General features: G+C 42.9%; 9 protein-coding genes. 5 read left to right on the top strand and 4 right to left on the bottom strand.

Going from position 1 to position 14695, the window contains the following annotated elements:
* The first annotated feature begins 13 nt into the window (after nucleotides 1-13).
* The 4 genes from ACEN9X_RS20465 to ACEN9X_RS20480 are packed head-to-tail and all read left to right on the top strand — an operon-like array spanning nucleotide 14 to nucleotide 7056.
* A complete protein-coding gene (locus ACEN9X_RS20465) occupies nucleotides 14-1639 on the top strand; it encodes a DUF5008 domain-containing protein (RefSeq protein ID WP_413666893.1) in 1626 nt (541 codons plus the stop codon).
* Between the two features lie 28 nt (nucleotides 1640-1667).
* Complete coding sequence (locus ACEN9X_RS20470) at nucleotides 1668-3395, top strand: LamG-like jellyroll fold domain-containing protein (RefSeq protein ID WP_413666894.1); 1728 nt, start codon at nucleotides 1668-1670, stop codon at nucleotides 3393-3395.
* Between the two features lie 12 nt (nucleotides 3396-3407).
* On the top strand, nucleotides 3408-5333 hold the full coding sequence (locus ACEN9X_RS20475; RefSeq protein ID WP_413666895.1) for a M60 family metallopeptidase: 1926 nt from the start codon (nucleotides 3408-3410) through the stop codon (nucleotides 5331-5333).
* 22 nt (nucleotides 5334-5355) lie between these two features.
* Complete coding sequence (locus ACEN9X_RS20480) at nucleotides 5356-7056, top strand: LamG-like jellyroll fold domain-containing protein (RefSeq protein ID WP_413666896.1); 1701 nt, start codon at nucleotides 5356-5358, stop codon at nucleotides 7054-7056.
* 448 nt (nucleotides 7057-7504) lie between these two features.
* On the opposite strand, the gene ACEN9X_RS20485 is transcribed toward ACEN9X_RS20480, so the two are convergent.
* The 4 genes from ACEN9X_RS20485 to ACEN9X_RS20500 form a co-directional block, all read right to left on the bottom strand.
* The gene (locus ACEN9X_RS20485) at nucleotides 7505-8281 is read right to left on the bottom strand and encodes a hypothetical protein (RefSeq protein ID WP_413666897.1); all 777 of its coding nucleotides are present in this window, start codon (nucleotides 8279-8281) and stop codon (nucleotides 7505-7507) included.
* A gap of 78 nt (nucleotides 8282-8359) precedes the next feature.
* Nucleotides 8360-8758: a DUF1634 domain-containing protein gene (locus ACEN9X_RS20490; RefSeq protein WP_413666898.1), complete on the bottom strand. Its 399-nt coding sequence runs from the start codon at nucleotides 8756-8758 to the stop codon at nucleotides 8360-8362.
* Nucleotides 8759-8767: 9 nt separating this feature from the next.
* Nucleotides 8768-9601, bottom strand: coding sequence for a sulfite exporter TauE/SafE family protein (locus ACEN9X_RS20495; RefSeq protein WP_413666899.1), 834 nt, complete (start codon nucleotides 9599-9601; stop codon nucleotides 8768-8770).
* Nucleotides 9602-9604: 3 nt separating this feature from the next.
* Nucleotides 9605-10252 (bottom strand): FadR/GntR family transcriptional regulator, encoded by a 648-nt coding sequence (locus ACEN9X_RS20500; RefSeq protein ID WP_413666900.1) that lies wholly within the window; start codon nucleotides 10250-10252, stop codon nucleotides 9605-9607.
* A gap of 186 nt (nucleotides 10253-10438) precedes the next feature.
* Between ACEN9X_RS20500 and ACEN9X_RS20505 the strand changes: the two genes are divergently transcribed.
* The gene (locus tag ACEN9X_RS20505; RefSeq protein WP_413666901.1) at nucleotides 10439-14662 is read left to right on the top strand and encodes a hypothetical protein; all 4224 of its coding nucleotides are present in this window, start codon (nucleotides 10439-10441) and stop codon (nucleotides 14660-14662) included.
* Nucleotides 14663-14695: the final 33 nt, after the last annotated feature.

Consider the following 14695-nt stretch of genomic DNA (forward strand, 5'->3'; position numbering starts at 1 on the left):
AAATACTTAAGAAATGATCATGATATCAAACCTTATAAAAAATACCGGCAGTAAGATCCTGAAAATGGGGTTGGTACTGCTCGTAATTGCGCAGGTTTCCTGTAAAAAATCCTCGATATTGCAAGAGGATCCATACGGAGGCGGCAAATCGCCCCTGGGCATTAAATTCACCGGCGAGGAGCCTACACCCAACAGCGGCAGTTCGGGCGATGCCGTTACTTTTAAAATAAAAGGTCTGCTTAGCCATAAAGACAATTTTCAGTTCCTGGTTAATGAAATTGAAGCCAAGGTAACGGCCCTTACCGATAGTACGGTTACCGTAACAATTCCTGATAATGCAAGCTCCGGCGGTACCACCGTTATTGCCGACGGGCAATCATTTTTTGGCCCCAAGTTTACTGTGGACGGGAAGGTTTCTATCGATGCCTCTTTTAAAGTGGTAAACGGTACCAACGGCGCAATAAATGACCTTTTGCAAACTACCGATGGTAGTTACCTGCTGGTTGGCGGCTTCACCAATTTTGAGAGCCAGGCGCCTTCAACGCCGGTAAATCATATCCTGCTCATCTCACGCGACGGCGATTTTAAAACTGATCTTAACGCCGGCACCGGCAGCGATGGTACCCTGCAAACCATAAACAGGCTTGATAACGGGCAATATATTGTAGGCGGCTTGTTATCTACTTTCAATAACCGTAAGGGTATCAACGGTATCACCCGCTTAAATATCGACGGCTCTTTAGACTCGGCTGCTATTGAGGTCATCAATCTTAAACCGCAGATCCCGAACCTGGGTCTTGATACGGTGGCGGCATTTAATGGCGGCGTATTTGGTACGGTTGTAAAAAGCTTTGTAAGGGATGGCAAAATTACCATACTCGGTAATTACCAAAATTATGTAAAGTATTTCTACCCGCGCTCAACCCGCGATTTTAAAGTAGCCGACGTTACCAAAATGAACCAGATAGCCCGCCTCACCCAGGATGGCACTATGGATTCTACCTATAATTATAACCCTGGCACCAGGCAGGGTTATGCCGGTGGTAATGGCGACATAAATGACGCCTTTATGCAGGCCGATGGTAAAATTATAGCTGTTGGGGCTTTCTCCACCTTTAATGGCTTGCCTGCCAATCACATTGTACGCCTTAACACCGATGGCTCTGTTGATGCAACGTTTGCTTCAGGTGCCGGTGCCGATGGACCGGTTACTTCAATCCGTTACAATGCTACTACCGGTAAAATGATCCTTGCCGGTTCGTTTAAAACCTATGGCGGTAAAACCAGGAGTGGCGTGGTGCTCCTTAATGCTGATGGCAGTGTTGATGATACCTTTCAGTTTGGTGAGCTCACCGGCGGCGTGCCCAATTTTGCGGCACAGCTTAACAATGGCAAGGTGCTTATCTCGGGCAATTTTAACAAGTACAACAACATCATCAGGCAGGGCTTTATGATCCTGAATGCTGATGGTTCACTAGCTGCCGGTTATAACAATACGGGGGCTTTTCAGGGGCGCATAACCAAGGTGGTTGAAACAACCTCGGCCCTGGGCAATCCGGCTGTGATACTGGTGGGGGACTTTAACAAGTTTGATAACACCAAAGTAGGCAACATAGTGCGTGTTGAGTTGAAAAAATAAGTGGGATACTAATAATAACAGTAACGAAATGAAAAAATATACCTTCAAAAAGCAGTGGAAAAACCTGGCGGTGGCGGCTGTGCTTGCACTACTGGCAACAATGCTGTTTACCTGTAATAAGGATTTTCCAAACAAACTCAAAGATGCTTCAAAGAACGATACGCTGGGCATCAATGTAAAAGCGCGTAAAGTGTTATACATTATTGTTGATGGTGTAAGGGGGCGTGCCTTACGCTCGCTCAGTGCGCCTAATATTTCTAAAATAGTAAAGAACTCTATTTACGCTTATGACGCATTAAGCGATTACGGGAGTAATACCGTAACCAATGCCGGTACTTGGGCAAATATGATAACTGGCGTTACTGCCAATAAGCACAAGGTTACCACCGATGATTTTGCCGGGAGCAACCTTACCACTTACCCTACCTTGTTTGCCAGGTTAAAGCAGGCCGGCCCAGGTTACCGCACAGTTTCCATCGCATCAACGGCAAGCTTTAATGCCAATCTTGCTGCCGATGCTACTTACCAGAAAACCTATGAAAATGATGACGCTTCTGTTAAAACCGCAGTAACCGACGAATTACAAAAAGAAGACGCCAAACTGGTAGTAGCCCAGTTTCACAGTGCTGAGCTTGCAGGCGAGGCCAGCAGCTTTGAAGATACCGACGCAAAATATACCACCGCCATCCTCAAAATTGACGGCTATGTTGGCGAAATCATGGCAGCATTAACAGCCCGTAAAACCTACGCTGCCGAAAACTGGCTGGTAGTTATAGCATCAAACAAAGGCGGCGCTATTGAACCCGACCCTAAGAGTACCGATTTTACCTCTTATGCCGATGCAACCCGCAATAACTTTATTGTGTTCTATAACCCGCGTTTCAGCACACTGTTTGTGCCAAAGCCCGAAACCGATAACATAGCTTATACCAACACCAGTATCACTTATGATTACGCCGGCTCAAAACGCCCCAATGCGTCATTGCAGGACCCATCTACATTCAATTTTGGGGTTTACGGCAATTTTACGGTGCAGGTGTTGATTAAAAGTTTACCAGGTGAGTTTTATTATCCTACGTTTTTATCAAAACGGGTTACGGCCTTTACCGGGGCGGGTTGGAATATGTTCCTGGAAGGCGACGCCTGGACACTCAACTCCTCGATAGCCAGCCAGGCGCAGGGAACCACCATTAACGATGGTTTATGGCATAAGCTCACCGCAGTTTTTGACGGTACAAACAAAAAAGTGAGGGTATATACCGATGGAGTGCTTAACACCACACGGAATATGAATGGTAACAACCCCAATAATAATGCATCATTTAAATTGGGTTACATCCCCGGCAGCGAAGATGAAAGTGCTAACGTGCTCATGACCAACCTGCAGGTATATAATGTGGCGCTCACCACACAGCAGATCTCTGATTACTCCTGCAAAACCAGTATTGATGAATCAAATCCCAATTATAAAGACCTGGTAGGCTACTGGCCAATGACCGAAGGTTCGGGCAATTTACTCAAAGAAAAAACGGGAAAAGGTGCCGACCTGCTGGTAGGCGCTAACGGCGATTGGGAAAACTTCAGCGACCTGAGCCCGGCCCTGTGTCCCGATATCAATGCCTCGTTTTTTACCATGGTGCCCAATAACGTTGATATTCCATTTGAAATTTACCAGTGGATGAGCATCACCATACCGGCATCATGGAAGCTGGACGGCAGGTCATGGAACCCAGTTTACTCAGATATTAAACCATAAAACATCAAATAAATGAGAAAGATATATTTAAGTATACTTTGTGCTGTTTTGCTTACAGGAGCTATCTCCTGTAAAAAGTATGGTCATGAGTTTGAAGATGGCTATAATAAACCCGGCAGCACCACGCCGGTTGATATTACGGTTGATACAGCCATGTCGCAGGTTGACAGGTCTATGTACTCGCGGGCACGTATTTTTCCGGGTCTGATCGATCCGGCCGAGCCAAGGGTTAAGGACGAGAAGTTTACGCTCGATCTTAACTTTTCGGCATCCAATGCCAGCATATTGCGTATTTCGGTTGCACCCGAGCCTCAATTTAGCACAGGTTACTGGGCGCCTGCCGGCGAACTAATAAAAATTATTGTTCCTGATGGCGTTAATGGTTTAAGTGTACAGGTTGGCGGGCATACTGATGACCTTACCGGCCAGGTAAGTATTCAGCGAGATCCATTGATTTACACCGTAAAAGCCCTGTTTCCGGGTGTTAACTATGTGCGCAACGTATACGGGGGGACTATTTATATCCGCGCATCGTTTGCCATTGCACAGCCGGTTCAGTTTACCATAACCGGAGCTGCAAAGCAGCCCGATTTTGTGCTGGGTATAAGTAACAATGCAGCATGGATGGCGCAAGTAAAGGCATCAACTGTACCCTGGCTTGAACTGCGCTCAAAACGGGTGATATTTTTGATCCCGAGAGACTTCCTGATCAAAAACTTCAACTCAGCAAATGCACTTACCGATCCAACGGCTCTGATGACGGCCTGGAATAATGTTTTTGAGCTGGATTATAACGGCTGGATGGGACTTTCAGATAATAGTACTGATCCGCGCGATAAAAGCCCGCAGGGTGCATGGCGCGAGGTGTTGGATATTCAGCCAAGTGTTGGCTATGGCCATAACGGTTTCCCGGTAGTGGCTACTATGGATAATGAATGGTTTAACAGCGTGGTAAGTATCGATCAGCTTTTGCATGGCGCAAACTGGGGCACTTATCATGAGTTTGGTCACAACTGCCAGCAAGGTAATATATGGAGCTGGAGCACGCTTGGCGAAACCACCAACAACCTGTTCAGCTTTAAAGTGGCCCATCGCAATGGTGCCGACTTTGCAATTCAGCATGTTCCCAGCGATTGGGCTCAGCCGGCACTGGATTTTGCCGAGGCCAATAATGATCCGGCAAACTTCAATACGGTTGATGCCATGAATGATCCTTTCAGGCGGATGGTGCCCTTTCTTCAGATCTTCGGACTTTATGGTTATGACGCCATGACATATTTGTATACGGCGGCAAGGCATGCCCCCCGTTTATCAAACACCGATCAGGACAAGCAGGATTTTGTGTACGAACGCTTTTCGGAGTTTGCCAAAACCGATCTGAAGCCGTTTTTTGAAGCCTGGGGAATTGGTGTATCTTCCCAGTCAAAGCAAACCATCAGTGCTAAATATCCGATGCTTACCAAAAAGATATGGACGTATAACCCCGTGACCAAACAAGGCGGCACTGCCGATATTACTTATAAAACAAGCATTACAGCAAGCTCGGAAGAAACAACAGGTGAAGGAGCTGTTAATGGCCACGCAACTGCTTTAATTGACGGCAATAACAATACTTTCTGGCATTCGCAGTGGTATTACGCGACAGACGTATACCCTTATACGCTGGTGTTAAATGCCGGCGGGCCAGTTACAGCTAAAGGGATGTATTTTGTTCCACGAAACAGCAAAGCGCAAAGGCCTAAAAATATTGACATATATACCAGTACCGATAATGTGAACTGGACGTTTGTTGGCTCAACCATCATTACTAATGCTTTTGCCCGGTATGAGTACCTGTTCCCGGCCAGTAAAACCGCCCAGTACTACAAAGTGATATTGAAAGATGCCTGGACAGATACACCAAACGCGGCCCTGGCAGAGATGAACCTAATTAAATAATCAGCCAATCATTAACAACCCAATGATGATAAATTATAAAAACAAAAGCATTATCCTTTGCAGCGTTGCTTTACTATCGCTGATGGTATTTAATGCCTGTAAAAAATATGATAACCCACCGCAGATATTTGAAGAGTATGGCGATGGCATTAATGGCAAAGCCGAAAGAAAAGTGCTCATCATCAATATTGATGGCCTTGCCGGGGCTGAGCTTGAAAAAGTGGCTCCTCCAAATATTGGCAACCTTATCAAAACGGGTAAGTATACTTATGGTGTACTTACCGATGCGGTTTCGTCTGATGCTGCTACATGGGCAAGCATGATCACTGGCGTATCATCAGCAAAACACAGTATTGTTGATGATACCTATATCCCAGTTGCCGATCCTGATGCCGAGCACGAAGTAAACACGGTTTATCCAACATTTCTGTCAAGAATGCTGGATACCCGGCCCGAGTTTAAAACCGTAACAATTACTACCAACGCAGCCCTGAATAAATACATGATCCATGCCGATCACCGTATTCTACCGGTAAATGATGAGGCTGTGAAAGATTCGGCTGTAAATATTGCTCAAAACAATGCAGCCAAGGCAATACTTGTTGATTTCAGGGCCGTGGAAACCGCCGGTAAAGCTGTAGGTTACAGCGCCGATTTAGCGGATTACAAGGCCGCTATTGAAAAGACGGATGGCTATATCGGTGAGATCACCAATGCTATCAAAGCCCGTAAAACCTACTCAACCGAAGACTGGCTGATCATTGTTACCACCAATCGCGGCGGCAGCGATACCAGCCCGAAACCCGGCTTTATTATTTGCTCAAACCCAAGTCTTAAATCGCAGGCCATTACCAAATCGGGCTTTAATACCATGCATTTTAACGGCACCTCAACAAACGCCGTTATCAAGGCTGACAATGGCTTGTATGATGCTGGTTCAAATAAGGACTTTACCATACAGTTCCAGATAAAAATGAATGCCGAAAATTATTATCCCGGGTTCTTTTCAAAAAGCACCGGTGTTGATGGCTCGGTTACCACCGGCTGGACACTATTTCAACAAGGAGGTGATTATGGTGTGATTTTTGGCGGCTCGGCCAATGGTGGAAATGGCAAAACACAGATTTTAGCTGGCTCATCAATAGTGGATGGTAAATGGCATACTATCACTTTAACCGTAAAAACAGATGGCAGCACAAGGATAGCATCTCTTTATACTGATGGCGTTTTGGCGAATTCGGGCGATATTTCCGCTACTAAAAGTATCAGCACTCCAAACCCGCTTATCCTCGGGCATAAGAACGTTGATGGCAGCGATGCACTTGATTTTTACGCTGCCGATGTGGAGTACTTTAACGTGGCGCTTGATGACGCAACCGTACAGGCCAATATTGCATTAAAAGATGTTACCAAGCATCCCTATTATAAAAACCTTATTGGTTACTGGCCAATTGATGACGGCGGTGGCGGTGTGGTTTCAAACCTTGCACCGGTGGGTTATAATTTCCTGATGAAGGGACAGGCGACCTGGGATGCCTTGGGCAATGATATCCCGGCAAGCCGCATCCCGCAAAATGTATCGGACGGAGCGGTTTCCATAGTGGCAACCGGCCCTGATGTAACCGGCCTGATCTTTTACTGGCTGAAAGTGCCCGTTTCAAGTGACTGGAGCCTTGATGGGGTAGGCTGGCTGTCAAATTTCGAGTTAGAATTTTTAAAATAAGATTTTTGAATTTTAGGATGCGGCTAATTATTCAACTATCCGGATTAAATGGATTTCGAACACCCGCCGTTAGTTTTTCAACTGGTTTAAAATTCCCCGGTAAGCGTTTGATTTTTTGGGGAGTTTTGCGCATCTGTTTTAGAATTAAAATATCTTTTTAATGGTTATATAATAAAACAGTTATATTAATAAAAAAGGAGACAAGCCATGTTGTTTGTCTCCTTAAGTGGAGCCGGAGGATTTGAGCTATTCTTCGATTCCGGTGTGCTGAGCTCGTTTTTAATATGTTTCTCAAACCACTGCCACTACAAAACTTTAAGAAATGTTTCTTTGTTGTTTAATTGCCTGCTATAATCACTATAAATGGCTATTAAAAAGGGACAAGCTACATCAATACGTAAAATGCTTAACACTCTAAGGGCGTCTAATAAATTAGAATCCTTTTCCTTTAACAGTATCTATTTGTATAATTTCCGGAATACCCTGTAATCTCAGCTACAATATCTTCTATTAATAATCCATAAGCATAGCTTTTGAAAGTGTTATAAACTTGATTAATATTGGGCATCATGCCGATTTTGGCAGAAAGGAAGCCCTTCATAAAGCGATAAAAAATGCGGCATTTCATTACTGTAATTTTGATCCATTGGGTATCTGTACTTTTCGTAAAGATAGGCAGGCTTGAAATAGCGTAAAATTGCGAAATATATTGTTTTTTAAGATCTTTGGTTCGCTCGGGGCGGTCACTATGTGAAATGAGTTTCAGCAGGACGATCCCTTCCAGTGAGCAAACTTTTTGTGACTGGTCCTCATTGAAGATCACCTCTTGGGTGAACGGATAAATCTCCCGGAAGCCCGGCATATGCAGGACAAAGGTCGGATCGGTCAGATGGATCATCCGGGTAACAGATTCGATGTCACCAAAAGGCAGCAGATCGACCTCGATACTGTTATGATAGTAAACCCTGATCGCTTCGGTCGGATTGGCCGTAAAATCCCCGGTGGCCAGCAACGCAGCTTTCAATGTTTTAAATTCGTCGGCGGAACTCAGCATGATCGCGATGTCTACGTCCAGCGTTTTACAGGTAGAGGCCATCTCCGGGTCTGCTGGCAGCAGGATGTCACGTGCGACGGCACCGACCAAGTAAAAGTTTATGTCATATAGCGCAAAGACCGCCTGCATGTCTTTAAGCATTAGGGCGATGTCTGTATCAAGCAGGTTCATATAGGTATTGTTTTCTGATCCGTTGCCGGCCCTTACAATAAATTAAACCCTTTCCTGAGAGGGAGAGGCTCAGTTATTTTATACTTTGAGGCCACCAATTGTGCTAAACAGCATTACACATAATACTATCGTTGTAATGACAACATAAAGCAAATCTTTTTCCAATATAAAGCCGAATAGCGATAGTGCTATCCTCAAAACGGGGGTAGCTATGAGTATCATTACGCCAAATTGAATTATGCCTTTTGCGTTGAGTTGAAACGCACCCCAAAAAATACCGGCAAATGTAGTGTAGTCGGTATTTTCACCCGCAAAATGGTGATACGATGGCATAGGTGCTGAGCCGTGCCGGATGAGGAATAATATGCCACCAAAAAATACGATACAGCTTGCTGTTATGACGCCGGTACGCAACAGCCTGCCTACAAGCATCTCGATGTCACGGTCGCCGGTTTGTTTTCTAATATTAGTGTTCATTTTTTTGAGTTAAAATTTGTGTTGAAATCCGTTGTACATCATTTCCGCGGCGACAAAAACGATGGCCGAGCAGAAAATATAACGTAATACTTTTGGATCGAGCCGCTTGAGTAAGCGGGCCCCGGTAAATGCTCCGCCTAAAACGCCTAAGACTACGGGAAAAGCGATAGCAGGGTCCATGTAGCCACGCTGCAGGTAAACCACCGCGCTGGCAGCAGCGGTAACTCCGATCATGAAATTGCTGGTAGTGGTACTTACTTTGAAAGGGATATGCATAGCTGAATCCATTGCCAATACTTTAAGCGCTCCTGATCCGATGCCTAAAAGCCCCGAAAGTATCCCGGCTACAGTCATGATTGAAAAACCTGCGCCTATGTTTTTGAGTTTGTATGCTACTGGGCCCTGGGCGGTTGGATAGCTGCCGTCGAGCTTTAAAAGCCCCGACATGCGGCTCCCTTCTGTTAAGGCAACCTGATTTTTCTTTCTTAGGGTCATTGCTGCGGAAAAGAACAGGATGCAGCCGAAAAGTATAGCGATGGTATTGGAGGGGGTGTATACAGCGAGTAAAGCGCCTATAACCGCTCCAATAGTGGTAGCTATCTCCAGGAACATGCCCAGGCGAATATTGGTAATGCCTTCTTTTACATAAGCGCTTGCAGCGCCGGATGAATTAGCAATAGAAGCAAGCAGGGCCGCACCTATTGCGTACCGGATATCTACCTGGAACACCAATGTTAATAAGGGTATTACAACAACGCCGCCTCCAAGGCCTGTTAGGGAACCTACAAGGCCGGCCAGGTATGCACCTGCCAGTAATATCAGAGTGAAAGTTAGAATAGTCATGATTTAATAGTTGTTTTTTAGAATTTCAGTGGTGATGTTGCGGGCGGTTTCGGTATCACCTTTTGCAATCGCATTATAAAGTGCCTCGTGCAAATGATGGCTCATCGCGAAATGGCTTAGGCCTTGTTTTTCGCGTTTTTCAAAAAAGTCGCGGATAATAAGGGAGAAGCTGCGATAAAGATCGGCCAGGACACTGTTTGCTGATGCTTTGGCTACAGCGGTATGAAAGGCAATGTCGGCATCAATGCAGGCCAGGCGCTGTCCGTCCATTATAGCTTCTTTTCGTTGTTGTAAGCGCAGTTCAATTTCTCTGAGATTATCTTCCGACCGCTGTTTGGAAGCAAGCGTAACGATTTCGAGCTCTAACATGCGGCGCACAGCGTTGATCTCAACAAAAGCTGCACGTTTTAGCCGCTGATCAATCGTATCGGAGTCGGCAATCGTGTTTATAAATGTTCCGGAGCCTTGCTGTACCCTTAGCACGCCGGCATCGGCCAGGGATTTAATAGCTTCACGGACGCTTGAACGGCCAACATTGTACAATTCCATCAATTCAAACTCCGAAGGCATTTTATCGCCTTCTTTCCATTTGCCCTTAAGGATATCATCCTTGATCAGTCTTATGATTTTGTTGCTGAGTTTCTCTGCCATATCTTAAAGTAAAAACAATACAAATATATGATGTTTATTTAAACATCTGATGTTTTAATTTAATCTTTTTGTCAAAATCTAATACTATTTATAACTTTTGGTTTTCGGAAAATCTCAGGTGATCCGGCATTTATTATTTAATATAAAATTTAAGATATTTATTATCTTAGGCTTAATACTAAGTACGTGTCTAAACTTAATCACAAACGAATTTATTTTTACGGTACCGGATTGGCTGCAATGGCTGTGAATCATTTGCTGTCAACTCCGGCCTTTGAAAATGACCTGTCTGTTCTGGGCGTTGGAAGCATTATCATTTCGGAAGCACTGCGTTTTTTTGTTTCTATATCGCCCAATCTTGCCAATGATTGGTTGAACCAAATCAGGCAGACTAAACAAATTAATCGTAATCATCTTGAAAATGCTTTCAAAGAAGCCTATAAGGAGGCGGCTAACACTATTGCGGAAAATTTTATACGAGATACTGATCTCGAAGAAAGTTTTCTTTGGAGGCTTAGGAATAAAGTCCTTGGTATGCGTGAAAAGGAAAGGCAGCGATATGCTATCAAGCAGTATTTTGTTCAGTTAGAATTGCATCTCACCAGCAGTGAAAACTTAAAGTATCATCAACAGGAAAATGACCAGTTGAATCTTTCTGCATATCTGACTCAAATTTTTGAGGATACGAAATTGATCGATGCTATTCAAGATCTTGACATGGGAGATCGCGACAAGGAGGAAATCAAAGAGTATTTCGTAGCTAATTTTACAGATGTGTTTTCCCGGTCATTTATTAATTGCCTTAAGGAAAATGATCACGCGAAAACCGAGTATTTTAAGATATTACTGGAACTTATTGTTTCAAAAATAGCTGAGTTAAAACTTGAACTGGGTAAAACAGATCTTAAGATTGACAACATTGAGCGCGCACTCAAAGTTGTTTACCTGATGGCATTGCGAACAGGTAACGATCTGAATACAGTGACCGATGAATTATCCGCAATAAATGAAAACATAGATGCCCTGAGGGCGCAAATACCTCAAAAGCAAATTTTTTTGAATCAAGTTGAAGAACTGAAATCTTTAATAAGAAAGTCAGACAACTGGATTCCCCCGCTTTTTCTGCCGGTGAAGACCGGTAGCTTACAGGACAACTCAGACTTCCTTGACTTTGATTCCGGACGTTTTGATTTTATTGGTCGAAACATCGAGTTATCTTCTCTTTTCGATTTTCTTGACGAATCCAAAAACTTCAGCTGGTGGATGATTGAAGGCAAGGGAGGGATTGGTAAAAGTCGATTAGCGTTAGAACTCTGTAACAGTGCTAAGCAGCAGGGAATTTATTCGGGTTTTTATAGTCTGGACCATTCGAATCCGCCGGACAATAACAAAACAATAGGAGAGGGGCTGCCAATCTTATTAGTTATTGACCATGCCATGGCAGATCCGGATAAGACATTGAATATTTTAAAATACTTTCATTATAAAATATTAAACAATAACGTGCAAGCAGGTCAGAATTATGCTGTCCGGGTAATATTGCTTGATCGTAAATTTCCAACAACATGGTATGAAAGACTTGGTCAGTTGAAAAGATCTGCTTACAATTCTGGTAACAACTACGAACCCCTGCAATTACAAGGAGATGGTGATAGTGCACGCTGGAAGATAATTGAAAGCATATTACAGGAAGAAGGCCACACTGATGTGTTATCGACTATCAACGCAAGGAAAAAAGAGACCATCTTAAACAAGCTATCACAAATAGATCCGTCACATTCCTCCCTTTATGCACTTTTCGGCGCATTTGCACTGCTTGTTGATCCCGATACAGATCCTCAATATTGGAATCACAAGGATTTATTAAAAATTTCGCTGGAAAGGTTGAAATATCAAATTTGGCATCGTTACCCCAATTTTGACCGGTTAGGGTATTTGATTGAAAGAATCCTGGTGCTCAATATCTTTTCGAAAAGTCTGAATCAGGAAGAAGTCGCTTTGTTCGTTGAAAATATTGAAGGCCTCTATGCTGTTGATCGCAGAAACCTGAAGGATCTTTATTATCAGATTGCAGAGAATGATCCATTTTTTGATGGAAATTTTACCGGGCTTACCCCGTACCTGTTCGCCGGTTACTTTATTATTGAGAAACTGAGTGAAATGTTAAAAGAAGGTCGAAAAGAGGTCAATGAGTTAATCAATTATGCCTGGTTTACCAGGCCGCAACAAATGAGCGGGACCTGTTTGCTCTTGTACCAGGACTTTTTTTTATCGAATCATTTTCAGTCAACTTCATTGGAAAGCCTTTTATTTCTATCTCCAGATATTAATAAAGCAGTTTCGTTGCCTTACGTAAAAATGCTTGAACAGGCGATCTACCTTACCACGCAAAACGATATCAACGATCCGCGTATCAAAATATTTATTGGCCAGATTAAAAAGTCAGTTACCCCCAACTTATTAAATGAAGAAGTAACAGATATCTACAGGCGGGTATTAGCGAACAGTGTAGTTAATATTAGGCAGTTACGGCTGACAGCCGATCTTGTAGCCGATCTTCGTGTTTTGTATCAGTCCAATCCGCAAAGTTCAATCATCTGGAAAAGTTATGTCGAATCCTTGTATCACGTGATAGTATTTGAAAACGCGTCGGCATCGTTTTATCCATATCTGCAAGAATTGGAATATCTTCAGAAAGAGACCAATAACGAAGAACTGGCGCTTTTTGTGGCGAATAGTTATTTACACGCCCTGTTTTATGTTAAATATGCTTATAAACGGAAGTATTTCCTGCATAAAATAAGTGTATTGAGTAGCCTATATGAATCAAATGACGCCCTTGCCCTTCAATATTTTCAAGGCCAGATGTTGCATCAGTATTTGCAAAAGAAAGATAAAACGATAAACGCGGAGTCAGACCATGTTGCGATGAGCGAGATTTATTTGAAATTTGGGGGCTCTGCAACATTGAATTCTTTAGAAAACTTTCCAAATGATCAAAGTAGCGGCATACAGTTTAGTGATTTCCAAACCGAAGAAATAATACAATCGGAACAGACTGATTTTCCCTTCGCCGATGAATTATTAAAGGTTAATCTGTATTTTGAAAACGGCGAAATAAGGCTATCTGAGCGAAGCCGCAAATATACAGATCACGCTATTTCGTTATTTGATACGTTTTTGGCGGACAAAGCCCGGGCAAAAGCCCTGTGTAATAAATTGGTGGGCTTGATTTTGCATTGCAATAATGTTAATGATGCATTCCTGTTTTTTAATAAACTCAATACCATAAGAAGTATTCATAAAAATGATAGCAAAATAAATCTTTTAACTGCATGGGGAATAAAATATTTTACTGAAATCGCACAGGATAGCCGTTATCTGAAATCATTCGTAAAGATTTTGATTGAGATGCTACCGGAAGAGTTTAATGTCAGGAAAATAGAGATACGAGTATCCTACATTCTGGAGGAGGTTGTTGATTCTTTACTGAAAACGTCTCATGGGGATGCTGAAAAGATCGATTGGGGTAATCTTGAAAAATTATATGTGAATGAAAATGAGGTGATTGACGCCATTGTCGATTGCTTTGCCGAATCGGTTCGGCGGTATGCAACCTACTTTGACCGGTTGCGCATACTGAATAAAATAGCGGATTTGGCTGATGCCTTTAAAAAAAATGAAAAAGTCATTGCTGCTTATGCAAAAGGTTTGTTTACGATGAGCTATCTGGTGGCACCGCCTTACTCTTCAGAAGATGAGTTCACAAATTACATACAAGAAGAATTGAAGTGGGTTCGGGAATTAATTAAAGTAAGTCAAGAACATCCAAACAACGCAGAGGCGGGCGCGTTTCTGATTTTGTCTGTTTACCAGTTTCTTCCGAAGAAAGAATTAATAGATGAATCTTTGCGTTTGGCTGCAATTTGCGAGGACATTGCAAATAGATTTCCGGATAATCATAAAATTCGTTGTGCCTTTGCACAGATGGTTGAGAAACTCATGCGTTGTTTGCCATTAAGACAAAAAGTTGAATGGTTTAATAAAATTGATCCTATGCTCTCCGATCTTGACGATGAAGATTTTGCAGGATCCGTCGCACATGGTATTATTAATATTTGCGATGAGATTGGCTATGATCATCCCCATTTTGATGAGTATTATTTACCTAAAGTTGAAGCAATGATAAAAAAACACCCGGGATTACTTGTGCAATTTAGTTTAGGGCATTTATTAGCAACGGCTTATGAAAATATGTTGAAAATAGATAAACCAAAAGCGAAACGTCTTTATTTTCACAAGCTATTACAACTTCAAGATGACTTTCCAACAAATGGAGTGTTAAACGATATGATTTACCGGGCACAGAGATTATGGAACCCTCCTAACACATCTTTGAATTTTAATTAGTTAAAAGCTGGATCTTTGTAAGATGTTTTGGGT

This window comes from Mucilaginibacter sp. Mucisp86 (assembly GCF_047324315.1).
Classification (GTDB): domain Bacteria; phylum Bacteroidota; class Bacteroidia; order Sphingobacteriales; family Sphingobacteriaceae; genus Mucilaginibacter.

Bases quoted from the DNA above. Each gene is read 5' to 3' on its own strand.
- ACEN9X_RS20465 (WP_413666893.1), top strand. From the start codon at position 14: ATGATCATGATATCAAACCTTATAAAAAATACCGGCAGTAAGATCCTG.
- ACEN9X_RS20470 (WP_413666894.1), top strand. From the start codon at position 1,668: ATGAAAAAATATACCTTCAAAAAGCAGTGGAAAAACCTGGCGGTGGCG.
- ACEN9X_RS20475 (WP_413666895.1), top strand. From the start codon at position 3,408: ATGAGAAAGATATATTTAAGTATACTTTGTGCTGTTTTGCTTACAGGA.
- ACEN9X_RS20480 (WP_413666896.1), top strand. From the start codon at position 5,356: ATGATGATAAATTATAAAAACAAAAGCATTATCCTTTGCAGCGTTGCT.
- ACEN9X_RS20485 (WP_413666897.1), bottom strand. From the start codon at position 8,281: ATGAACCTGCTTGATACAGACATCGCCCTAATGCTTAAAGACATGCAG.
- ACEN9X_RS20490 (WP_413666898.1), bottom strand. From the start codon at position 8,758: ATGAACACTAATATTAGAAAACAAACCGGCGACCGTGACATCGAGATG.
- ACEN9X_RS20495 (WP_413666899.1), bottom strand. From the start codon at position 9,601: ATGACTATTCTAACTTTCACTCTGATATTACTGGCAGGTGCATACCTG.
- ACEN9X_RS20500 (WP_413666900.1), bottom strand. From the start codon at position 10,252: ATGGCAGAGAAACTCAGCAACAAAATCATAAGACTGATCAAGGATGAT.